Origin of the sequence: Pseudosulfitobacter koreensis (assembly GCF_024733015.1) — a bacterium.
Taxonomy (GTDB): domain Bacteria; phylum Pseudomonadota; class Alphaproteobacteria; order Rhodobacterales; family Rhodobacteraceae; genus Pseudosulfitobacter; species Pseudosulfitobacter koreensis.
The window spans coordinates 100,332-122,388 of sequence record NZ_JANKJG010000008.1; the positions used below are offsets into that span (position 1 = coordinate 100,332).

Below are 22,057 nucleotides of genomic sequence, written 5' to 3' on the forward strand. Positions count from 1 at the left end.
CGCTGCCCCCAAGCGCCTGGCGGCGCTTTCCCCCGGAATATTTTTGGCCAAGAGAAAGCCGGTCTAGACCTGTTCGAACTGGGCACGCTGCCTGGGGGTCCAGCGGACGGTGATGGCAAAGCCCTCTTCGTCCTGCACCTCGTCCACGGCGACGCCTTCGGAGAAGAGCCAGGCGCGTTTCTTGCCTTGGGCAAAGCCGAGGCGCAGGGTTTCTTCGCTGACGCGGCCCTGAAGCGCGTCCGAGATGATCGACATGAAGCTGTCGACACCTTTGCCGGTCAGGGCCGAGATGGCGATGATGTCCGCGTCGCGGGCGGCGCGGGCCAAAGCCGCCTCGGCATCGGCCTCCGGCAGCAGGTCGATCTTGTTCCAGATCTCGAACATCGGACGCTCGTTGCCGACGCCAAGCGTGGTCAGGATCTCGCGGACGTCTTCGGCCTGATCTTCGGTCTCGGGGTGCGAGATATCGCGCACGTGGCAGATGATGTCGGCGGCCAGCACCTCTTCGAGCGTGGCGCGGAAGGCGGCAACCAGTTCCGTCGGCAGGTCAGAGATGAAGCCCACGGTGTCCGACAGGATGATCTCGGGGCCATTTTCCAGCTCGACCCGGCGCATGGTGGGGTCAAGGGTGGCGAAAAGCATGTCCTCGGCCATGACGTTGGCCCCGGTCAGGCGGTTGAACAGTGTCGATTTGCCGGCGTTGGTATAGCCCACGAGGGCCACGATGGGGAACGGCACCTTGGCGCGCGCGGCGCGGTGCAGGGTGCGGGTCTTGACCACCTTTTCCAGCTGGCGGCGCAGGCGCACCAGTTGCAGGTCGATCGCACGGCGGTCCGCCTCGATCTGGGTTTCGCCGGGGCCGCCGACAAAGCCAAGGCCGCCGCGCTGGCGTTCAAGGTGGGTCCAGGCGCGGACCAGACGGGTGCGCTGATAGTTGAGCGCCGCCATCTCGACCTGCAACACGCCCTCGCGGGTGGCGGCGCGGTCGCTGAAAATCTCGAGGATCAGGCCGGTCCGGTCGAGGAGTTTGACCCCCCATTCCTTTTCCAGGTTGCGTTGCTGCACGGGCGTGACGGGACCGTCGACCAGCACCAGCTCGATCTCTTCGGCTTTGAAGCGGGCGCGCAGCTCTTCGATCTTGCCTTTGCCGAACAGCTTGCCCGCGTGCACCTTGGGCAGCGGCACGACAAGATCGCCCGCCACATGCAGATGCGGCAGCGCGTGGGCCAGCGCCACGGCTTCGGCGATTGCCAAAGCGGCACCACGCCGGTTGCGATCGGATTTTATATCGGGATGCAACACGAAGGCCCGCGTCATCCGCGGCCCTTCACTGTCATCCAACTGAAACGGTGGTTTGCTCAAGAGGCGTCTTCGCCCTCGTACAGGCTGATCGGCTGGCTGGGCATGATCGTCGAAATCGCGTGCTTGTACACCAGTTGCGACTGACCATCACGGCGCAGCAGCACACAGAAGTTGTCAAACCACGTGATCACGCCTTGCAACTTTACGCCATTGATGAGGAAAATCGTCACGGGCACCTTGGTCTTGCGCACGTGGTTCAGGAAGGCATCCTGCAAATTCTGTCTGTCCGAAGCCATGTCGGTCTTACCTTTTTTCTTGTTGGCAGGCCTGCGGATCAAGCCGTCCCTCGTTGCGTGAGAGTATGGAGACCAAGTCGCAGAGTTTCCAGCCCAAAATCAGCAAGCTGTGGCCCTGTGGCGACACTGCCGCCCGCCTGTGGCTTAACTGCGCCACAATCCCGGCGACAGCAATGCGATAATCGCCAGTGTTTCAAGCCGTCCCAGCACCATCGCGGCGGCAAAGACCGATTTGGCGGCAGGCCCCAGCTCTTGCAGGCGAATGGGCGCGTCGCCCGCCCAGACCAACAGCGGACCGGTGGTCGACAGGGCCGCGACGGCCATCGTCATCGCATCCTCGAACGCGACGCCCAGGCCTGCCAGCACCGTCGTGACCAGTGCCAGGCTGATCGCGAACAGCATGAAAAACACCCAGGCGATGAACGCCCCGCCCTTGAGCACACGGCGTCCCAGCGTGGTGCTGCCGCTGACCGATGACGGATGCACCAGCTTTTCCATCTCGCGCAGGCCCGCCTGATAGAGCGCAAAGACCCGCAACAGCTTGACCCCGCCTGCCGTGGTCGCCACGCCGCCGCCGATCAGCGCAAGCCCCATCAGGATCATGCCCGGCGTCGCAAGCCCCGACCAGTTCTGCGCGGTGTCCCAATGCGAACTGGCAAAGCCGGTGGTGGTCAGGAACGACAGTACCGTGAACACGCTGCCCCAAAGCGCCTGCCAGGCCGAGATCAGGCGGTCCTGCTCGCCGATGTCGAACGCGCCGAGGAAATGGCGCAGGAACAGGATCAGCGGCACGCCCAGCACCAGCGCGATGCCGATGCGAAACTCGGGGTCGTTGCGCAGACCGCCGCTTTCGGATGTGACGGTGTCGGTGGAAAAGGTCATGCGTGACAGGGCGAACAGCATGAAAAGCGCCATCACCATCTCGCCGCTGATACCGGACCCTGCCCCCGACACCCCGCCCACCGGAGAGATGCCCGAGGTCGCCATCACCGACATCGCATGACACAGCGCCACCAGCGACCGGTCGCCCCCGGCGATCAGCAATATCCACAACAGCAACGTCAGCCCGATGTAGATCGGCACCAGCGCCTTCGTCACCTTGACCAGACGCGCGCGCCCTTCGGGATGCTGATAGCGCAGGTTGCGCTCGTCATAGCGCCCCGGCTCGGCGCGGGCCGTCACCTCGAACCCGCCCAGGTTCAGCGGCGCCAGAATGGCGCTGGCGGCAATCCACATCAGCAGCCCGCCCATCCAGCCGACCTGTGCGCGCCACAGGTGCAGCGTGTCGTTCAGCCGCCCCGGCATGTCGAACAGCGTGGCCCCCGTGGTGGTGAACGAACTGACCATCTCGATATAGGCGTTCAGGAACGACGTGGTGCCAAGCCCTTCGTGGAACGGCACCGCAAGATAGGCAGGCAGCACGGTGAAGGCGGCAAAGAGGCTCATGAGCGGCCCAAGCGTGCCATGACGGGGCGCGCGCCCCGCATGGGCCAGCGCGATCATGACAAAGAGCAGGATGCCCAGCACCGCCGAATAGAGAAACGCCCGCGCCGTGGCCAGTTCGCGGATCACCCCGCCGTGGATCGCGGGCACCAGCATCAGGACCGACGCCGCGCCGAACATCAGCAGAAACAGCGGCAGCTGCAAGACGCGATCCCGAAGGGCGGACGGCTGCGCCATATCAGAAGAAGTCGATGGACACTTGCATCAGCCGCTCGACCTCGGGGACATCCTTGGCCAGGCTGAAGATCGCGATCACGTCGCCCTCGTCGATGCGGGTCGACGATATCGGGCGGATCACTTCGCCGCCCTTGCGCAGGGCACCGACCAACACCCCTTCGGGAAACTCGATCTCGCCGATCTTGCGGCCCGCCAGCGGCGAGGTCGACAGCACTTCGGCCTCGATCACCTCGGCCTCGGCGTCGCCGATGGAATAGACCGCGCGCACCCGCCCGTGCCGGATGTGGCGCAGGATCGACGACACCGTGGTGGCGCGCGGGTTGATATAGGCGTCGATGCCCAGCGGGCCCATCATCGGCACCAGCGTCGGGTCGTTGATCAGCGCGATGGCATAGGGGCAACCTTCGGTCTTGGCGCGCACGGCGGCCAGCATGTTGGTCTTGTCATCATCCGTCACCGCCAGCATCGCATCGGCACGCGACACGCCCGCCTCGTGCAGCAGCGCCACATCCAGACCGTCGCCATTCAGAACGATCGTCCGCTCCAGCGCCTCGGCGGCGCGTTCGGCACATTTGCGGTTTTTCTCGATGATCTTGGTGCGCACGCGGTGGGTGCGTTTCTCCAGCTCGGACGCGACAGCAAGCCCGACGTTGCCGCCGCCGACCAGAATGATGCGCTCCTGCTTGGCCAGCTTCTTGCCGAAAATCTCCATCGTGCGGGCCACGTCGTCCACGTGGCAAAACACATAGCAATCATCGCCGACAAACAGCTGGTCCTTGGCCTCGGGCGTGAACAGCGTGCCGTCGCGGCGCACGCCGACGACGACCGCGCGCAGGGTCGAGAACAGATCCGTCAGCTGCCGCAGGGGCGTGTTCACCACCGGGCATTCTTCCTCGATGGTGATGCCCAGCAGATGCGCCTTGCCGTCCATGAAGCGTTCGGTGTCGAAGGCCGCCGTGGTGTGCAGACGTTGCAGCGCGGCGGCAGCCACTTCGCGTTCGGGGCTGATCACCACGTCGATGGGCATGTGATCGCGACGGTAAAGGTCGGAATAGATCGCATCCAGATAGGATTGCGACCGCAGCCGCGCGATCTTGCGATTGATGCCGAACACCGAATGCGCGACCTGGCAGGTGACCATGTTCACCTCGTCCGAATGGGTCGCGGCGATGATCATGTCGGCGTCGCGCGCCCCTGCCCGGTCAAGGATGTTGGGATAGCTCGCATAGCCCGAAACGCCCTGCACATCGAGCGAATCCGTGGCACGGCGCACCAGATCGGGGTCGCTGTCGACCACCGTTACATCGTTGCGCTCATTCGAGAGGTGTCGTGCGATCTGCCAGCCAACCTGACCCGCGCCGCAAATGATGACCTTCATGCGTCCCTTGCCCCTTTGGGCCCCTATGGCAATCGCAACCAGAGTGATCCGAGACATCTGAATGACAGATGCCCGAAACCGGGTCAATTCAATTGTAAACCCTGTGGTTTTGCGGCAGAATTAGGTCATGAAAACGCGATTTGCCACCCTTCTCATCATGCTTGCGCTGCCTGCCTGCGCCCCGCTGACGCTGTATTACAAGCCCGGCGTGCCGGTTGAAAAGCTCAAGCGTGACACAACCGCCTGCCAGGTGCAGGCCCTGCGCGATGCACCTGTTGCAAACCAGGTGCGCCGCACGCCACCCAGATATGTACCGGCGCGCCGCGTCTGCAATTCGGCGGGATCGTGCAGCACCACGGGCGGATATTATCTGCCCGGCGAGATCTATACCGTCGATGTGAACGCCCCGCTGCGCAAAAGGGTCGAGGATCAGTGCATGGCCGATCTGGGCTATAGCCCCGCCAGCATTCCGGCCTGTCCGCAAGGGATCAAGCAAGCCGCAGCGCCCGCAGCGACGGCGACCCTGCCCCGGCTGACGCCGAAATCCTGCGCGATCCGCAACCCCGACGGCACGTTCCAGATCGTGAACCAGGGCTGAGGCGCGCGGGGCCGGTGGCCCCGCCGCCTGCGGTCTTCAGTCCTCGTCGTCTTCGTCCATATGCGCCACCCGCGCGCCCGCCTTGGACGAGGTGACCACGCCCAGGCTCTTCAGCTTGCGGTGCAGGGCCGAACGTTCCATGCCGACGAAATTGGCGGTGCGGCTGATGTTGCCGCCGAACCGGTTGATCTGCGTCAGCAGGTATTCCCGCTCGAACGCCTCGCGGGCCTCGCGCAGCGGCAAGGTGGCCAGCGACCCGGCCAGCACGACGCGGCCTTCCTCACCGCCCGCGGCTTCCTCGGTCCCCGGCAATTCGCGCGCGTCGATGGGGCCGGTGCCATCGCCCAGGATCAGCACCCGTTCGACCAGGTTCTTCAACTGGCGCACGTTGCCGGGCCAGACCATCGTTTGCAGCAGCGCCTGCGCCTCGTCACTGATCTCGCGCTTTGGCAGGCCTTGGGTCGCGTTGAACTCGGCGATGAAATGGTCGGCCAGAACCGGAATATCCTCGCGCCGGTCCTCCAGCGAGGGCACCGCGATGGGCACGACATTCAGCCGGTGAAACAACTCCTGCCGGAAGGTCTCGGCGGCGATGGCCTGTTCCAGATTGCGGTTGGTCGACGAAATCACCCGCAGATCGACACGCACCTTGTCGTTGCCGCCGACACGGGTGAATTGCTGGTCGACCAGCACACGCAGGATCTTGGACTGGGTGCCCAGCGGCATGTCGGCCACCTCGTCGAAATAGATCACGCCGCCGTGGGCCTGTTCCAGCAACCCCGGCTCGACGCCGCGGTCACTGCCTTCGCGGCCAAACAGCACCTCTTCCATGCGGTCTGGCGCCACACCGGCACAGTTGACGGTGATGAACGGGGCCGACGCACGGCTGGAATGGGCATGGATATAGCGCGCCGCCAGTTCCTTGCCCGCGCCTGCAGGGCCGGTCAGCATCACCCGGCCATTGGACTTGGTGACCTTATCCAGCTGTGAAATCAACCCCTTGAACGACGCACTTGATCCGATCATCTGGGTCGTGCCGTTGTCCTGCCGTCGCAGGCTCTGGTTTTCGCGGCGCAGCCGCGAGGTTTCCATCGCGCGGCGGATCACCACCAGAAGCTGGTCGATGTTGAACGGCTTCTCGATGAAGTCATAGGCACCCTGCTTGATCGCCGCGACCGCGATCTCGATGTTGCCGTGACCCGAGATGATCACGACCGGCACATCCGGATTGTCGCGCTTGACGGTCTTGAGGATGTCGATCCCGTCCATGCGGCTGTCTTTCAGCCAGATGTCCAGGATCATCAGCGCCGGCGCTTCGGTGTTGATCGCGCTCATCGCGTCATCGGAATTGCCCGCCAGCCGCGTGGCAAAGCCTTCGTCCTTCAGAATATCGGAAATCAGCTCGCGAATGTCGCGCTCGTCGTCAACGATCAGAATATCACTCATGTTACCTCACTGTTTTTACGTTGCGGCGTCAAAGGCAGCGTAATCACTGCCATCGCGCCGAAATGCGTCTGGCCCTCGAACACGGGCGCGTCTTCGAGAGTCAGCGTGCCGCCGTGCTCTTCGATGATCTTCTTGACGATCGGCAACCCCAGCCCGGTGCCACTGGACCGCGTGGTCACATAGGGCTCGAACAGGCGTGCGCGGTCTTCGGGAAGGCCGATGCCATTGTCGGCGATCTGGATGATCGCACGGTTGTTATGGGTTTCCAGATTTACGTGCACCTGCGGCTTCAAACCTTCGGGTGGACTATTTTCGATAAGCGATTCAATCGCTTCTCCGGCGTTCTTGATCAAGTTCGTCAACGCTTGACCAATCATCGTCGCATCCAGATCGGTGTTCAGCGGCGCGTCGGGCACATCGGCGTCGATGGTCACATCCGGCTGGCCCGCGCGCTGCAACATGACAGCATCGCGCACGATCTGGACAAGATCGTGGTTCTGCCGGTCGGGTTCGGGCATCCGCGCGAATTTGGAAAACTCATCAACAATGCGCCGCAAGTCATTGGTCTGGCGCACGATTACATCCGTCATCTGTTCCAGACTGTCGCTGTCATCGCCCACTTTCGACGAGAATTTGCGCTTGATCCGCTCGGCGCTCAGCTGGATCGGGGTCAGCGGGTTCTTGATCTCATGCGCAATCCGCCGCGCCACGTCGCCCCAGGCCGCCATCCGCTGCGCACTGACCAGATCGGTCACGTCGTCAAAGGCGACGACATAGCCCTCCAGCCGCCCGTCCTCGGCGCGGCGCGTCGCCATGCGCACCAGCAGGTTCTCCAGATGGCCACTGCGGCTGACCTTGACCTCGCCCTGAGCCACCTCTTGAAGATTGTCCTTCAGGACCTTGAAAAGAGACCCGAATTCCGGAACGGCCATGGAAATCGCAATCGACTGATTGTCGTCCTGCCAGTCCAGCAGCCGCTCGGCCGACCGGTTCACGAACGCCACGCGCCCCTCGGGGTCCAGCCCCACGACACCCGATGTGACCGAGCTCAGCACGGAATCGAACAACCGACGACGGCGTTCGATCTGGCGGGTGTTGTCCAGCAGCGTGTCGCGCTGCGCCTTGAGCTGGCGGGTCATCTGGTTGAAATACCGCCCCAGCATCGCGATCTCGTCGTCGCCGTCCTCCTCGCGCACGCGCACGTCCATGTCGCCCGCACCGACACGTTGCGCCGCCCCGGTCAGGCGACCCACCGGCCCCGAAAGCCGTTCGGCAAACCACAGCCCCAGCCAGATCGCGGCAAGGATCAGGATCACGGCAAAGCCGAGGTACAGAAGCCCGAACTCGAACAGCACCCGGCCCCTGTCGGCCTCCAGCTGTTGATAGAGCCGCACTGTTTCCTGGGTTTCATCCAGCAGCGACAGGATTTCCCCGTCGACATCCCGACTGACATAGAGAAACCGGTCGACCGAGGTGGCCAGCGGCACCAGCGCGCGGAACTCGTTGTTGGGCCAATCCTCGATCACCAGCAGCCCTTCCTCGCGGGCTGCCTCCAGTTGCGCAGCACCGGGTTCCTCGTAATCGAAGAGATAGGACCGGTCGCCACGGGCACGGATCTCGCCGGTGCCGTCAATCAGATAGGCCTCGCGCAGGCCACGCTGAATCTGCCGCTGACCGGCGGCAAGAATCTCGATATCGCTCTGGCTGGGTTCGGTGCGCCGGATGCGGTCAATGAACTCGGCCAGTGCGATGGCATCCTCGACCAGATCGTCGTTCTGCTCGGCCTCATAGGCTTCGGCGGCGGCCAGCGACGATCCGACCACATTGCTCACGCGGTCCGAAAACCAGCCCTCAAGCCCGATGTTCACCGTCAGCCCGGCAAAGACCGCAACCGTCACCGTCGGGATCAGCGCCATCAGCGCAAACACGCCGGTCAGCCGCAGGTGCAGCCGCGAGCCCGCCGATTTCGCCCGCCGCGCCGCGATCAGACGGGCCACCTGGCTCATCACCAATGCCGCAACCACAAGGATATAGACAAAGTCCGCCAGCAGAATCAGCCGCAGGGAAATGTTGTTGGCACCCTGGTCCAGCGGCCCCAGAATCAGGAAGGTTCCCAGCGCCAGCGCAGGCCCCAGAATGACCAGTCCCAGCGTCGCCACGTTGCGAACACGCTTTTTGCGGCGCAAACGCCCCATAGTCGCCCAACGTGATTGCCGTGTCTGGGTTGCCACCCTGCACCCACCTGTTGATGCGGTGCCCGCAGGCACCTACCGCCACATATCGTGGTCCTGATCCGAAAGTGTTCGAATGGCCACGGTTTGATGTGGCAGTTTTACATCATCTTTCGACCGCGTGTCACCTGTATTCCAAGGTCCGTGATCTTCTTGCGCAGGGTATTTCGGTTGATCCCCAAAAGCTCGGCGGCCTTGGCCTGATTTCCGGCGGTGGCAGAGAGGGCAATTTCGATCAGCGGTGCCTCGACTTCGCGCAGGATGCGGCCATGCAGACCCGCAGGCGGCAGCATGTCACCGTGCAGATCGAAATAGCGCTGCAGGTGGCGCGCGACCGAGGCGCCCAGTTTCTCGGTGTCGCCCACCGATTGCAGCGGCTCCATCTCGGGCTGGCTGCCAAGCGCCTGTTTGACCTCTGCGGCGGAAATTTCGGGCAGACGGCTGGTCAGACCCAGCCGGCGCACGGTATTTTCCAACTGGCGGACGTTGCCGGGCCAGGAATAGGTGCGAAACACCTCGGCAGCTTCGTCCGACAGAGTGCGCTGCGCCGCACCGGATTTTTCGCCGCGCGCCAGAAAGTGATGCGCAAGCAGCGGGATATCATCGACCCGTTCGCGCAAGGATGGCACGTGCAGTGTCGCCCCGCTCAGCCGGTAATAAAGATCCTTGCGCACAGCACCGCTTTCCATCGCGGCGGCCAGATCGGTCTGGCTGGTGGCCAGGAATCGCGGCACGTCATCGCCCGTGGCATCCGTCATGCGCACGATGCGGGCCTGAATCTCGTCGGGAATATCGCCAATCTCGTCGATCAGAAGCGTACCGCCCCGCACCCGCGCCATCACCCGCGCAGGCCCTTCCAGATCAACCAGATCGGCGGGCGTCACCGCGACAAAGGGCTGCGAGCGGCGGTCGGAAAAGTCGTGAATGGCGCGCGCGATCAACGACTTGCCCGTGCCGCTTTCACCCCAGATCAGCACCGGAAGGTCGGTGTTCATCACCTGCGCTACCACGCGGTACAGCGCCTGCATCACCGGCGTGCGCCCGACCAGCGGCAGATCGTCGGGGCGGTCGTCCTCGACCGTCTGGATGCGCGGGCGGCTCTGCTTGCTTTCCAGCGCGCGCGCGGTGCGCTTCATCAGGTCGGGCAGGTCAAAGGGCTTCGGCAGGTAATCATAGGCTTCGGCGTCAGCGGCCTGAATGGCGGTCATGATGGTGTTCTGCGCCGAGATCACGATGACCGGCAGACCGGGCCGGTCCTGCCCGATTTTCGGCAGCATTTCCAACCCGTTGCCATCGGGCATGATGACATCGGTGATGACGACATCGCCCTTGCCCTCGCCGACCCAGCGCATCAGCGTCGTCAGCGAGGACGTGGCATGCACCTTGCACCCTGCCCGCGTCAGCGCCTGTGTCAGCACCGTGCGAATTGTGCGATCGTCATCTGCAACCAGAACCGTGCCGTCCATACCTTAAACTTCCTTTTTCAACGCTAACTTGTTGGGTGCGCGGGCCAGCGACAACCGGAACACCGTGCGCCCCGGCACTGACGTGACCGAAATCGACCCGCCGTGGTCCGAGATGATCTTGCTGACCAGCGCCAGCCCCAGCCCGGTGCCGTTTTCGCGCCCCGAAACGAAGGGATCGAACACATCGGCCTTGATCGCCTCGGGCAGGCCGGGGCCGTCGTCGATGATCTCGATCTGAAGCGGCAGCGACCGGCCCGTGCCATCAGATCGGCGCAGGCGGAACGAATGTTCGAAATAACTGTGCAGCCGGATGGTGCCCCCATCCTTGCCCGCCGCTTCCGATGCGTTCTTCAAAAGGTTCAGCACCACCTGCAACAACTGGTCCGGATCACCGTGGGCCATCGGCAGCGAGGGATCGTAATCCTCGATGATCTTCATCTGCGCACCGAACCCCAGCAGCGCCGAGCGCCGCGCGCGGTCCAGCACGTCGTGGATGTTCACCTCGCGAAAGTCGGGCGGCGACAGGTTGCCGAACTGCTCGACCTGCTCCAGCAGCTTGACGATGCGGCGGCTCTCCTCGACGATCAGATCGGTCAGTTCCAGATCGTCCTTGCTGAGGCTCATGCTCAGCAATTGCGCGGCGCCGGTGATGCCCGCCAGCGGGTTCTTGATCTCGTGGGCCAGCATCTCGGCCATGCCGATGGCCGATTTGGCGGCGGATTTCACGCTGTCGTGCTGGGTGATGCGTCCGGCCAGTTCGCGCGGGCTGATCAGCATGATCATCTGCCCCGGCGCGCCCTGCAACGGAGCAATCTGCAGACCGCATTGCAGCGGCGCGCGCTGGCCGCCGCCTACATCGACGTCGTTTACAAAAAGCGGCGTCTCAAAGTTGCGGGCGCGGGCGAATGCCTCCTCCAGCGGCGAATCCACATTGACCTGATCCCAGATCGGCACCCCCACCACGGATTTGGCCGAGACGTTCAGGAACCCTTCGGCGGCGGCATTGATTTCCAGAATGCGGTCGTCGGCGTCGATCAGCAGCGCGGGCACGGGCAGCGAGGCCCAGATATCTGCGGCAGGGCTCATGCGGCGACCTGTCCGGTCCAGGGCGACAGGGCATCGGGCAACAGCCGCATCGCCTCGGGCGCGGTTCTGGCGGTCAGCACGGCGCGGCGCAGATCGGGTGCTGTGCCTGCGGTGTCCATGTACCAGCCCAGATGCTTGCGCGCGACGCGCAACCCCAGGTCCGCGCCGTAAAATTCCAGCATTTCGGCATAATGCGCCATCACCATCTCGGCGAAATCCTGCCCTGTGGGCACTTGCGGCGCGGCTGTGCCGTAAAGCGCATGGGCCACTTCCGCCAAAAGCCATGGCCGCCCCTGCGCCCCGCGCCCGATCATCACGCCGTCGCCGCCCGATTGCGTCAGGGCCTGACGCGCGGTGGCCACATCGACGATATCGCCGTTGGCAATGACCGGAATGCCCACCGCCTCCTTGACGCCGCGGATCGCGGCCCAATCGGCATGGCCCTTGTAGAACTGGCAGCGGGTGCGCCCGTGAATGACGATCTGCCGGATGCCTGCGGCCTCGGCCCGTGCGGCGATCTGCGGCGCATTCAGCAGCGCATCGTCCCAGCCCAGCCGTGTCTTCAGCGTCACCGGGATGCTGACCGCATTCACCACCGCCTCAATCAGGGTCAGCGCATGGTCGGGCGTCTTCATCAGCGCCGACCCGGAATAGCCTTGGGTCACCTTCTTGGCAGGGCAGCCCATGTTGATGTCGATCACGGCGGCCCCCTGCCCTTCGACCATCCGCGCGGCTTCGGCCATGGGCGCTGCCTCGCGACCGGCCAGCTGCACGGCGGTGCCCTGCTGGTCCAGACCCAGCTCGGCCTTTTCGCGCGTACCGGGGCGCGCGTTCAGCATGTCGACGCTGGCAACCATCTCCGACACCACCATGCCCGCCCCGAACCGCGCCACCAGCTTGCGGTACGGCAGGTCGGTGATTCCGGCCATCGGGGCCAGCATCACGGGGGCACTCATCATCAATGGGTCGGTGCGTTGGGGCAAATGCCTAATCCTTGTGCGTGTCTTCGACCTAGCCCAGCCATTGGGCAGCCTCAATCCTGCATGACCGTTTTGCACGCATAGCGGCAGCAAGTGCTTAATTATTAAGCATATGCACTGCCGAATTGCCAGTCTGCGTCAATGCCCCTAAACATCGGACATGAGCGAGACGAAAGCAAAGCCCGCATGACATGCGCCGCCATCATCGTGGCTGCAGGCCGTGGCGTGCGTGCTGGTGGCACCGTGGCCAAGCAATGGCAACCGCTTTGCGGCAAGCGGGTCATCGACCACACGCTTGCCGCGTTTCTGAGCCATCCGCAGATTGCCCATGTGGTTCTGGTGCTGCATGCCGATGATATCGCGGATGCGGAATTTCCGGGCGTCGCCTGCACCACCGGCGGTGCGGACCGCGCGGCCTCGGTGCGCGCGGGGCTGGCCGCGCTCGACGATGCGGAGGTAACCCGCGTGCTGATCCATGACGTCGCCCGCCCCTGCGTCACCGCGCGCACGATCACCGATGTCATCGCAGCGCTTGAAACCTCGGCCGGTGCAGCGCCGGCCCTGCCCGTCACCGACGCACTCTGGACAGGATCGCACGGCCACGTGACCGGCACGCAGGACCGCAGCGGTCTTTACCGTGCGCAAACGCCGCAAGGCTTCGACCGCGCCGCGATCACCGCAGCCCATGCCGCCTATACCGGCCAGGCCGCCGACGACGTCGAGGTCGCCCGCGCCGCAGGGCTTGACGTGGCGATCGTCGCGGGGGACGAGGACAATCTGAAAATCACCCACCCCGGCGACTTCGACCGCGCCGCACGCATCATAAGAGGACGCAATGGACATCAGACTGGGTAACGGCTTTGACGTACATGCCTTCGAGGGCGGCGATCACGTCACACTCTGCGGCGTGCGCATCGCCCACGATCAGGGCCTCAAGGGCCATTCGGATGCGGATGTGGCAATGCACGCTGTCACCGATGCGATCTATGGCGCGCTGGCGATGGGTGACATCGGCCAGCATTTCCCGCCCTCCGATCCGCAGTGGAAAGGGGCCGAAAGCCACATCTTTCTCAAGCACAGCGTCGATCTGGCCCGCGAAAACGGCTTTGCCATCGGCAACATCGACTGCACGATCATCTGCGAACACCCCAAGATCGGGCCGCACAGCGCCGCCATGCGCACGCGTATGGCCGAGATCACCGGCATCGGCGAAGACCGCATTTCCGTCAAGGCGACCACATCGGAACGCCTTGGCTTTACCGGCCGCGGCGAAGGCATCGCATCGCTTGCAACCTGCACATTGGTGAAAACATGACCCGGAAACTCGCAACCGCCATCGGCACCGTTCTGGGCGTCGGCTACATCCGCCCGGCGTCGGGCACCTGGGGGTCGCTGGTGGCGCTGCCCTGGGCCTGGCTCTTGCACATCTTGGGCGGCTGGCCGCTGCTGGTGGCGGGCATCGTCGTGGTCTATGCCGCCGGCTGGTGGGCCACGCGTGTCATGACCGAAGGACAGGACAACCACGACCCGTCCGAGATCGTGGTGGACGAGGTCGTGGGCCAGTGGATCGCGCTCTTGCCCTTGTCGATCGGGGCTGCGAACAGCGGCGTGTCGATGTTGGCGATGTGGCCGGGCTGGGTCGCGGCCTTTGTGCTGTTTCGCCTCTTCGACATCTGGAAGCCCTGGCTGGTGGGCTGGGCAGACCGGCGCGGCGATCCGTTCGGCGTGATGGTCGACGATGTGATCGCAGGTGTCTTTGCCGCCATCTGTGTCGTGCTGCTGGCCGGTCTGGCGCACGGGGTACTGATGCGATGAGCCTGCCAGTTACCGTGCTGGAGGCCGCGAAGGCGCGCGGCGTGATGATCGCCACGGCAGAAAGCTGCACGGGCGGCATGGTCGCGGCGGCGCTGACCGACATCCCCGGATCGTCGGCGGTGGTCGACCGCGGGATGGTCACCTATACCAACGCCTCCAAGGTCGAGATGCTGGGCGTCGCGCAATCCACGCTGGACACATACGGGGCCGTATCCGAAGAGATCGCCGCCGAGATGGCCACCGGCGCGCTGACGCACAGCCACGCGCAACTGGCCGTGTCGATCACCGGCATCGCAGGCCCCGGCGGGTCCGAACACAAGCCCGAGGGGCGCGTGTGCTTCGGGCTGGCGGGCCCCGACGGCGTGCGCACCCAGACGGTCGAATTCGGCGCACGGGGCCGCGCAAGCGTGCGCGCAGCGGCGCGCGATCATGCCCTGGGCCTGCTGCTGGGTGCGCTCACCGAAGCCTAGCCCATCAGGGCGGCGAGCCGCGCCAGATCGGCGCGGGCGGCGGTGGCGTCACTGCGGGCGCGCCCTGCCCGCCGCCGAACTGCGCGCACCGTCCGCGCATCGCGGTCGGGCACGGTGCCTGCAAATTCAACCAGTTGATCCGTGATCCCTGTCGCTGCCATACTGGCGGCCTCCCCCAAGATCTGGCGGAGCGCTAGCCGTAAAGCGCTGCGGCCCGCCGTTCGAACGCGCGGACGATCCGCTGCATCGCCTCGTTGAACACGACCCCGATGATGCCCTGCAACACGCGGTTGCGAAACTCGAAATCGACGAAGAAATGCACGTCGCAGCCGCCTTCGGCCGGTGTGAACGACCAGTTCGACTTCATATAGCGGAACGGACCGTCAAGATATTCGGTGTCGATCCTGTTCTCATCCGGGTAGAGGGTCACCCGGCTGGTAAAGCGTTCGCGGAACACCTTGAAGCTGATCACCAGATCGGCGTCCATCACGCTGTGATCGCCCTTGTCAGTGGTCGACTTCACACGCGCTGCCGAACACCACGGCAGGAACTGCGGATAAGAGCCGACGTCGGCCACCAGATCGTACATCTGTTGGGCGGTATAGGGCAGGAAACGGGTTTCGGAATGTGTAGGCATCACGCTATGAGTTATGGCAAAGGTTCATACCCATGTGTTACGAAACACACCTGAGTTCAAGAGGAACACCATGACTGAACAGCCATATGTGATTGATCAGATGCTTTCGGCCAAGACGATCGCCGCGCGGATCGAAGAGTTGTGCGGCGAGATTCAGTCCGAGTTCGAAGGCACCGACAAGCTGGTCGTGGTGGGCCTGCTGCGCGGATCATTCGTGTTCATCGCCGATCTGGTGCGCGAACTGGATTTGCCGATCGAGGTCGATTTCCTCGAGGCGTCTTCTTACGGTGACGGCATGGAATCAAGCCGCGAGGTGCGTATCCTCAAGGATCTGCGCGGCGCCATCGAAGGGCGCGACGTGCTGGTCGTCGAAGATATCGTCGACACCGGGCACACGCTGCACCACGTCATCAACCTGCTGCGCTCGCGCGGGCCTGCGCGGTTGAAATCCATCGCGCTTCTGGACAAGCCCGAGCGCCGCGAAATCGACATGAAGGCGGATTGGACCGGCTTCGAAATACCCGACGAATTTGTCGTGGGCTACGGCATCGACTTCGCGCAGCGCAACCGCAACCTCAGCTTTATCGGAAAGGTGCGGTTCACATGAATCCGATCTGGTTCGTGCGCATGACCCGCTGGGCGCGCAACCCGCCGTCGCCGGGGCGGATCGCACTGGTGTTCGGCATCATCGCGGTGCTGCTGATGATCTGGGGCATCGAAAAGATGGGCTGGTGGCCGGATTGGGCCACGGCGACGCGCGCGCGGCCCTGAGGTGGTGATTGGGGGCTCTGCCCCCGGTGCCACAAGGCACCTCCCCCCGGAGTTTTTCTGGCAAGATGAAGCTCAGGCGCCGACGCGGCGCAGGCCGGGAATACCCCCCAGCGCCACGGCAAGGCCCGTGGTGGCAAGGACCGCCCCCAGCCATTCGGGGGCTGTGGGGACTTCGCCCGCAAGGGGAATACCCAGGATAAGTGCTACGGCAGGCACCACTGCCGGGAACAGTGCAGCGGACCCGACGCCCAGCATCGCGACCGAACGCGCATAGGCGACCATCGCAAGCACGCCCGCCATAAGGCCGTGCACGGTGACTTGCAGGATCAGCGTTTCGATGGGCAATGCGGCAAGACGCTCGAACGTGCCGAAAAGCAGAACACCCGGCACCATGACGATGGCCGACAGGACCGAGGCCGCCGCCGTCGCCGCGATGGCGCCCAAGCGCCAGACCCGCACAAGGATGGTGAAACCGGCCCAGCACCCGCCCGCGACCATGAACATCAGATGCCCCTTCCACGCGTCGGGCGCGGCTTCGGTCGTGCCGGTCAGCGAAATCAGCGCGATGCCGCCCAGCACCATCGCGATGCCGGTGATGCGCGCCGCAGTCAGCTTTTCCCCCAGGACCAGAATCGCTACTCCCGTCGCCACCAGTGCGGCGGTCGAGGGCTGCATCACGGCACCGTGCGCCAACGGGGCGAAATGGAAACCGCCCGCGCCGAACATCAGGAACAGCGGGCCGACGAACAGGGCCACGACCACGCCACGCCCCCAACCGACGCCGCCTAGATCGCCGAAGCCCTTGCGGATCAGCCAGGGCAACAGGATCAGCGCCGCCACAGGATAGCGCAGCAATATCAGGTCGATGGGCTTCAGGCCCGTCTGCGCCGCCGCGCGGGCATAGACGAAATAAAGCGCCCACATGACCACCGCGGCCAGGCCAAAGACGATCCCGATCAGCCGGGTGCGCGCGGCGTCCTGCGCCGCGGCATCCGTCTCAGCCAAACTTGGCAAGCCGCGCGGCCCGCAGGCGCGCAAAGTCGTCGCCCGCGTGATAGGAAGAGCGGGTCAGCGGGGTCGCCGAGACCATCAGGAACCCCTTGCCATAGGCGGATTTTTCGTAGCTTGCGAATTCATCCGGATGCACGAAACGGTCCACGCGGTGGTGTTTGGGCGTGGGCTGCAAATACTGCCCGATGGTCAGAAAGTCGATGTCGGCGGCGCGCATGTCTTCCATCACCTGAATGACCGACTGGCGGTCTTCGCCCAGGCCCACCATGATGCCCGATTTGGTGAACATCGTGGGGTCCAGTTCCTTGACCCGCTGCAACAGCCGCAGGCTGTGGAAATAGCGCGCGCCGGGGCGCACCTCCGGGTAGAGGCCCGGCACGGTTTCGAGATTGTGGTTGAACACGTCGGGGCGCGCCTCGACCACGACTTCGAGCACGGAAGGATCGCAGCGGATGAAATCCGGCGTCAGAATCTCGATTGTGGTGCCGGGGCTGCGGTGGCGGATGGCACGGATGGTCTGGGCAAAGTGATCCGCCCCGCCGTCGGTCACATCGTCACGGTCGACACTGGTGATGACCACATGGTTCAGACCCAGCTTTTCAACCGCATGGGCCACGCGCCCCGGCTCGAACGCATCCAGCGCCTCTGGCGGTTTGCCGGTGGCGATGTTGCAGAATGTGCAGGCGCGGGTACAGACCTCGCCCATGATCATCATGGTGGCGTGGCCCTGGCTCCAGCATTCGCCAACGTTGGGGCAGCCCGCCTCTTCGCAGACCGTGGTCAGATTGTTGTCGCGCATGATCTTGCGCGTCTCGGCATAGCCTTGACCCCCCGGCGCCTTGACCCGGATCCAGTCCGGCTTTTTCGGCTGCGGATTGTCGGGGCGACGCGCCTTTTCAGGGTGGCGTTGCTCGGGGATTTTCAGATCGCGCATCAGGCATCGCTTTCGTCGGATGGTTTAACGTTCAACTGTCTATAGCATAGGGCGCAACCCAATGAACACCAGCCTGCGCATGGCAGCTATGCGCAGGCGCTGAGTGCACTATTTCGCCGCAGTTCTGCATGAAAAGCCCAGCAATTACAGGCGCACCGCCAGAAACACGATTATTTCAGTGCGATATTTTGCCTGAGGTATTTCACCCTCCGCCCGCATAGTTTAGATTGATTCTAGAAAGACCCAAGCGGCCAGCCAGGGTCACATCGACAGCGACTTAGTTTGTAACAGACGGAGACTTCCTCATGGACGGCGAAATGCAATGCCCTTTCAACAGCAAGAAACAGGTCACCAACCGTGATTGGTGGCCCGATGGTCTGAACCTGAAGATCCTCAGCCAGCACTCGGCGCTGGTCAATCCGCTGGGCGAAGAGTTCGACTACGCCGAAGCCTTCGGCAAGCTGGACCTTGACGCGGTCAAGCAGGACCTGTTCGCACTGATGACCAACAGCCAGCCGTGGTGGCCTGCGGACTACGGGCACTACGGCCCGCTGTTCATCCGCATGGCCTGGCACAGTGCGGGCACCTACCGTTCGGCCGATGGCCGTGGCGGCGCGGCGACCGGCAACCAGCGCTTTGCGCCGCTGAACTCCTGGCCCGACAACGGCAACCTCGACAAGGCGCGTCGTCTGCTGTGGCCGATCAAGAAGAAATACGGCAACGCAATTTCGTGGGCCGACCTTATGATCCTTGCAGGCAACTGCGCCATCGAATCGATGGGCGGCAAGGTTTTCGGCTTTGGCGGCGGTCGCGTCGACATCTACGAGCCCGAGGAAGACATCCACTGGGGTGCGGAAGACGAATGGCTGGCCACATCGGACAAGCCCGGCAGCCGCTATGGCGAGGGCCGCCTGCTCGACAACCCGCTGGCCGCCGTGCAGATGGGTCTGATCTATGTGAACCCCGAAGGCCCCGACGGCAATCCCGACCCGATCGCATCGGGCTATGACGTGCGCGACACGTTCAGCCGCATGGGCATGGAAGACGACGAGACCGTCGCATTGGTCGCGGGCGGTCACACCTTCGGCAAGGCGCATGGTGCGGGCGATCCGATCTATGTCGGCCCCGAACCCGAAGCGGGCGACATGCACCAGATGGGTCTGGGCTGGACCAATGGCCACGAGACCGGCGTCGGTGAATTCACCACCACATCGGGCATCGAAGGCGCGTGGAAACCCAACCCGACCACATGGGACATGGGCTATTTCGACGTGCTGTTCAAATACGAATGGGAGCTGACCAAGAGCCCGGCAGGCGCACACCAGTGGACGCCCAAGAACGTCGAAGAGGCCGATATGGTCGTCGACGCGCACAACCCCGACAAGAAACACCCGCCGATGATGACCACGGCAGACATGTCGATGAAGCTGGACGAGGGTTTCGCCAAGATCTCGCGCCGCTTCCACGCCGACCCCGAGCTGTTTGCAGACGCCTTCGCCCGCGCCTGGTTCAAGCTGTGCCACCGCGACATGGGGCCGAAATCCCGCTATCTGGGCCCGGACGTTCCCGCCGAGGATCTGATCTGGCAGGACCCCCTGCCCGCGCCGACCTTCGCCCCCCTTGGGGAGGCGGACATCGCCAAGCTGAAATCCGACATCCTGGCCACCGGTCTTTCGGTGTCGGAACTGGTGTCGGTCGCCTGGGCCTCGGCCTCGACCTATCGCGGGTCGGATCACCGTGGCGGCGCCAACGGCGCGCGCATCCGTCTGGCCCCGCAAAAAGACTGGCCGGTCAACGAGCCTGCGAAACTGTCCAAGGTGCTGACTGCGCTGGAGGGCGTGCAATCGTCGTTCAACAGTGGCGACAAGGGCGTCTCGATGGCCGACCTGATCGTGCTGGGCGGTGTGGCCGCGATTGAAAAGGCCGCGGCAGATGCGGGCCACAAGGTCGATGTGCCCTTCATGCCGGGCCGCGTGGACGCCACGCAGGAACAGACCGAAGTGAACGGCATGAACCTGCTGGAACCGGTGGCCGACGGCTATCGCAACTATGTGGCCGACGGCATCACCGTAAAGGCGGAAAAGCTGATGCTGGACCGCACGCAGCTGCTGAACCTGACAGCGCCGGAAATGACCGTTCTGGTCGGTGGCCTGCGGGTTCTGGGTGCCAACTACGGCGACAGCACGGCGGGCGTGATGACCGACCGCCCCGGCCAGTTGACCAATGATTTCTTCACCAACCTGCTGGATATGGACATCCGCTGGGGCGCGAAGAACGAGGAGCACTCGGCCTTTGAAGGCATCGACGTCAAGACCGGCAATGTGGTCTGGACCGGCACGCGCGCCGATCTGGTCTTCGGCTCGCATGCGCAGTTGCGCTCGCTGGCTGAAATCTACGGTCAGGACGACGCGGCACCGCGTTTCGTGCGCGACTTTGTCGCCGCCTGGACCAAGGTGATGAACGCCGACCGCTTCGATCTGGCCTAAGCACCGGTCATGCAAACGAAAGGGGCGCTCCGGATCATCTCCGGGGCGCCCTTTTTTTGTGGCGCGATGGCCTAGCCGATCATGCCACCCCCCGGCCCCGAAACCTCGTCGTAATGCCGTTTCAGCCGCATAAGTGCTATCCGCAGCACGATCTTGCCCGACCGTGCCGACCAGCCCAGACGCTTTTCGGCGGTCTCCAGCCCTTCCAGATAGCAGCAACAGCGCAGCACCACATCCGACAGACCGGGACCCAGATCACTCAGCGCAGCCGACACGCGGCGGCGCGCGCCGTCCGGGCCACGGCCAATGCCGCCATCGTGGCGTGCAGAGCCCTGCGTTCCAGCCGTCAGGAACCGGTCCCAGTTCTGCGCGACCTGGGGGCCCATGTTGGCCAGCTCGAAATCCTCGCGCAGACGCTCGCCCGCACGCACCAGATCCTTGCCGAGAAAGCGCGTGCCATCCTTGTCGCGCCGCCGCGCCAGCGCGGTCAGCGGCGATTCCGACAGGGTGTAGCGCATCCGCGGGGTGCCGGCATCATCATCGCCTCGATCGACATCACCCCCTTGCCGCGGCTGCCCCGCAAAATCGGCGCGCGCTTCGGCAAAACCATCGGCCAGCATCGCTTCCTCGCCCGCATCGCGCAGCATCTGCGTCAGCGCCGCACGCCCCGCCGCCGTGATCCGGTAGCGTATGATCCGGCCCTGCCCGTCTGCCGCGATCCAGTCCTTCAGCGCCATCGCCTCGGCCACCGCGCGGTCGACCACGGCGGTGCGTGTGGTGCCGTCGCGCACCACCACGGCCTTGTCCAGATCACCGGCCACCGCCAGGACCGCGCCTTTTTCACACATCCGTCGCAGCACACGCAGCGCGTCGCGGGCAATGTTATCCGCGTTGTCCGCGCCGGAAATTTCGCATTTGTCGCCAGGTTCATTCATGTTCAGACCCTCCTTGATTTTCAAGACACCCGCACGGGCGGCAGGGCCTTCGCGGTAAAATCGGGCACCCAGATTGTGCAGGGCAGCATCGACCAGCGGATCATCGCGCCGGCTTTCCAGCCGCCTGACCTGCCGCAGCACCGTCGAGGCATGGCAGCCCGCGATCCGTGCCAATGCGCGTATGGTCAGCCCCGCTTCGGTGTGCGCCAGATAGGTCTGCGCCGCCTCCGGCACCCAGGCTGGCGTATCTGCGATCAACGACCGTTGATCGGCATATCGGTCGGTCCTCATGTGTCTTCCCCTGACATTTGCCCGCATCGTTATCCACAGACTTATCCCCACAACCTAGAAGTGCACTGGTTACGCATTTCTTAACAAATCGCGATCAGGGCAATCATTGTTGCCAAATCATAAACTCTGGTGACAGGGGCGGACGCTGCTGGGGGGATGCACGCAACACCCTGTGCGGCTGTGCCAATGTGACGGCTCGACGGCTTCCGACGAGCCCCAAACCGGCCCCAGACACGCCAGCGCA

The 22,057-nt window shown here is 64.1% G+C and carries 22 protein-coding genes; 8 read left to right on the top strand and 14 right to left on the bottom strand.

Annotated elements, in window-relative coordinates; translation table 11 throughout:
• Window positions 1-63 precede the first annotated feature (63 nt).
• From hflX to trkA, 4 genes are all read right to left on the bottom strand, one after another.
• Window positions 64-1,317, bottom strand: a complete 1,254-nt coding sequence (gene hflX / locus NTA49_RS11885; RefSeq protein WP_261368288.1) for a GTPase HflX — start codon at window positions 1,315-1,317, stop codon at window positions 64-66.
• A gap of 41 nt (window positions 1,318-1,358) precedes the next feature.
• Complete coding sequence (hfq, locus tag NTA49_RS11890; RefSeq protein ID WP_007119530.1) at window positions 1,359-1,598, bottom strand: RNA chaperone Hfq; 240 nt, start codon at window positions 1,596-1,598, stop codon at window positions 1,359-1,361.
• Between the two features lie 144 nt (window positions 1,599-1,742).
• Entirely contained in the window at window positions 1,743-3,278 is a 1,536-nt protein-coding gene (locus NTA49_RS11895; protein ID WP_261368282.1) for a TrkH family potassium uptake protein, read from the bottom strand.
• Window position 3,279: 1 nt separating this feature from the next.
• A complete protein-coding gene (trkA, locus tag NTA49_RS11900) occupies window positions 3,280-4,656 on the bottom strand; it encodes a Trk system potassium transporter TrkA (protein WP_258295004.1) in 1,377 nt (458 codons plus the stop codon).
• A 127-nt stretch (window positions 4,657-4,783) separates the two neighbouring features.
• On the opposite strand from trkA, the gene NTA49_RS11905 reads away from it, so the two are divergent.
• Window positions 4,784-5,254 (top strand): hypothetical protein, encoded by a 471-nt coding sequence (locus NTA49_RS11905; RefSeq protein WP_258295005.1) that lies wholly within the window; start codon window positions 4,784-4,786, stop codon window positions 5,252-5,254.
• 36 nt (window positions 5,255-5,290) lie between these two features.
• Here the strand turns inward: NTA49_RS11905 and ntrX are convergent, their stop codons facing one another.
• From ntrX to dusB, 5 genes are all read right to left on the bottom strand, one after another.
• Window positions 5,291-6,700 (bottom strand): nitrogen assimilation response regulator NtrX, encoded by a 1,410-nt coding sequence (gene ntrX, locus NTA49_RS11910; protein ID WP_258295006.1) that lies wholly within the window; start codon window positions 6,698-6,700, stop codon window positions 5,291-5,293.
• Window positions 6,697-8,895 carry a sensor histidine kinase NtrY-like gene (locus NTA49_RS11915; RefSeq protein ID WP_258295007.1) on the bottom strand — a complete coding sequence of 733 codons (2,199 nt, stop codon included), beginning with the start codon at window positions 8,893-8,895 and terminating at the stop codon, window positions 6,697-6,699. The genes ntrX and NTA49_RS11915 overlap by 4 nt, the downstream gene beginning before the upstream one ends.
• Window positions 8,896-9,032: 137 nt before the next feature.
• The gene (locus NTA49_RS11920; RefSeq protein ID WP_258295008.1) at window positions 9,033-10,397 is read right to left on the bottom strand and encodes a sigma-54 dependent transcriptional regulator; all 1,365 of its coding nucleotides are present in this window, start codon (window positions 10,395-10,397) and stop codon (window positions 9,033-9,035) included.
• 3 nt (window positions 10,398-10,400) lie between these two features.
• Window positions 10,401-11,483, bottom strand: a complete 1,083-nt coding sequence (locus NTA49_RS11925; RefSeq protein WP_258295009.1) for a two-component system sensor histidine kinase NtrB — start codon at window positions 11,481-11,483, stop codon at window positions 10,401-10,403.
• The gene (dusB, locus tag NTA49_RS11930) at window positions 11,480-12,439 is read right to left on the bottom strand and encodes a tRNA dihydrouridine synthase DusB (protein ID WP_261368289.1); all 960 of its coding nucleotides are present in this window, start codon (window positions 12,437-12,439) and stop codon (window positions 11,480-11,482) included. The genes NTA49_RS11925 and dusB overlap by 4 nt, the downstream gene beginning before the upstream one ends.
• A gap of 210 nt (window positions 12,440-12,649) precedes the next feature.
• On the opposite strand from dusB, the gene ispD reads away from it, so the two are divergent.
• Genes ispD through NTA49_RS11950 form a run of 4 tightly spaced genes read left to right on the top strand, consistent with a single transcriptional unit; the run spans window position 12,650 to window position 14,748 of the window.
• Complete coding sequence (ispD, locus tag NTA49_RS11935; protein ID WP_258295011.1) at window positions 12,650-13,318, top strand: 2-C-methyl-D-erythritol 4-phosphate cytidylyltransferase; 669 nt, start codon at window positions 12,650-12,652, stop codon at window positions 13,316-13,318.
• On the top strand, window positions 13,299-13,778 hold the full coding sequence (gene ispF / locus NTA49_RS11940; RefSeq protein ID WP_258295012.1) for a 2-C-methyl-D-erythritol 2,4-cyclodiphosphate synthase: 480 nt from the start codon (window positions 13,299-13,301) through the stop codon (window positions 13,776-13,778). Before ispD ends, ispF begins: the two co-directional genes overlap by 20 nt.
• On the top strand, window positions 13,775-14,278 hold the full coding sequence (locus NTA49_RS11945) for a phosphatidylglycerophosphatase A family protein (RefSeq protein WP_258295013.1): 504 nt from the start codon (window positions 13,775-13,777) through the stop codon (window positions 14,276-14,278). The genes ispF and NTA49_RS11945 overlap by 4 nt, the downstream gene beginning before the upstream one ends.
• The gene (locus tag NTA49_RS11950) at window positions 14,275-14,748 is read left to right on the top strand and encodes a CinA family protein (protein ID WP_258295014.1); all 474 of its coding nucleotides are present in this window, start codon (window positions 14,275-14,277) and stop codon (window positions 14,746-14,748) included. Before NTA49_RS11945 ends, NTA49_RS11950 begins: the two co-directional genes overlap by 4 nt.
• Here NTA49_RS11950 and NTA49_RS11955 read toward each other — a convergent pair.
• Together NTA49_RS11955 and NTA49_RS11960 are read right to left on the bottom strand one after the other, a co-directional pair.
• The gene (locus NTA49_RS11955) at window positions 14,745-14,909 is read right to left on the bottom strand and encodes a hypothetical protein (protein WP_258295015.1); all 165 of its coding nucleotides are present in this window, start codon (window positions 14,907-14,909) and stop codon (window positions 14,745-14,747) included. The two genes, NTA49_RS11950 and NTA49_RS11955, sit on opposite strands and share 4 nt — an antisense overlap.
• A gap of 32 nt (window positions 14,910-14,941) precedes the next feature.
• Entirely contained in the window at window positions 14,942-15,385 is a 444-nt protein-coding gene (locus NTA49_RS11960) for a type II toxin-antitoxin system RatA family toxin (RefSeq protein ID WP_258295016.1), read from the bottom strand.
• 70 nt (window positions 15,386-15,455) lie between these two features.
• Between NTA49_RS11960 and hpt the strand changes: the two genes are divergently transcribed.
• Complete coding sequence (gene hpt, locus NTA49_RS11965) at window positions 15,456-15,992, top strand: hypoxanthine phosphoribosyltransferase (RefSeq protein ID WP_258295017.1); 537 nt, start codon at window positions 15,456-15,458, stop codon at window positions 15,990-15,992.
• Window positions 15,989-16,156 carry a hypothetical protein gene (locus NTA49_RS11970; RefSeq protein ID WP_258295018.1) on the top strand — a complete coding sequence of 56 codons (168 nt, stop codon included), beginning with the start codon at window positions 15,989-15,991 and terminating at the stop codon, window positions 16,154-16,156. Before hpt ends, NTA49_RS11970 begins: the two co-directional genes overlap by 4 nt.
• A gap of 72 nt (window positions 16,157-16,228) precedes the next feature.
• On the opposite strand, the gene NTA49_RS11975 is transcribed toward NTA49_RS11970, so the two are convergent.
• Together NTA49_RS11975 and lipA are read right to left on the bottom strand one after the other, a co-directional pair.
• Window positions 16,229-17,161: a DMT family transporter gene (locus tag NTA49_RS11975; protein WP_258295019.1), complete on the bottom strand. Its 933-nt coding sequence runs from the start codon at window positions 17,159-17,161 to the stop codon at window positions 16,229-16,231.
• Complete coding sequence (gene lipA / locus NTA49_RS11980) at window positions 17,154-18,101, bottom strand: lipoyl synthase (RefSeq protein WP_258295020.1); 948 nt, start codon at window positions 18,099-18,101, stop codon at window positions 17,154-17,156. The genes NTA49_RS11975 and lipA overlap by 8 nt, the downstream gene beginning before the upstream one ends.
• Before the next feature lie 305 nt (window positions 18,102-18,406).
• On the opposite strand from lipA, the gene katG reads away from it, so the two are divergent.
• Window positions 18,407-20,587: a catalase/peroxidase HPI gene (katG, locus tag NTA49_RS11985; RefSeq protein ID WP_258295021.1), complete on the top strand. Its 2,181-nt coding sequence runs from the start codon at window positions 18,407-18,409 to the stop codon at window positions 20,585-20,587.
• A 71-nt stretch (window positions 20,588-20,658) separates the two neighbouring features.
• Here katG and NTA49_RS11990 read toward each other — a convergent pair whose 3' ends face one another.
• Complete coding sequence (locus tag NTA49_RS11990; protein ID WP_258295022.1) at window positions 20,659-21,813, bottom strand: helix-turn-helix domain-containing protein; 1,155 nt, start codon at window positions 21,811-21,813, stop codon at window positions 20,659-20,661.
• Window positions 21,814-22,057 lie beyond the last annotated feature (244 nt).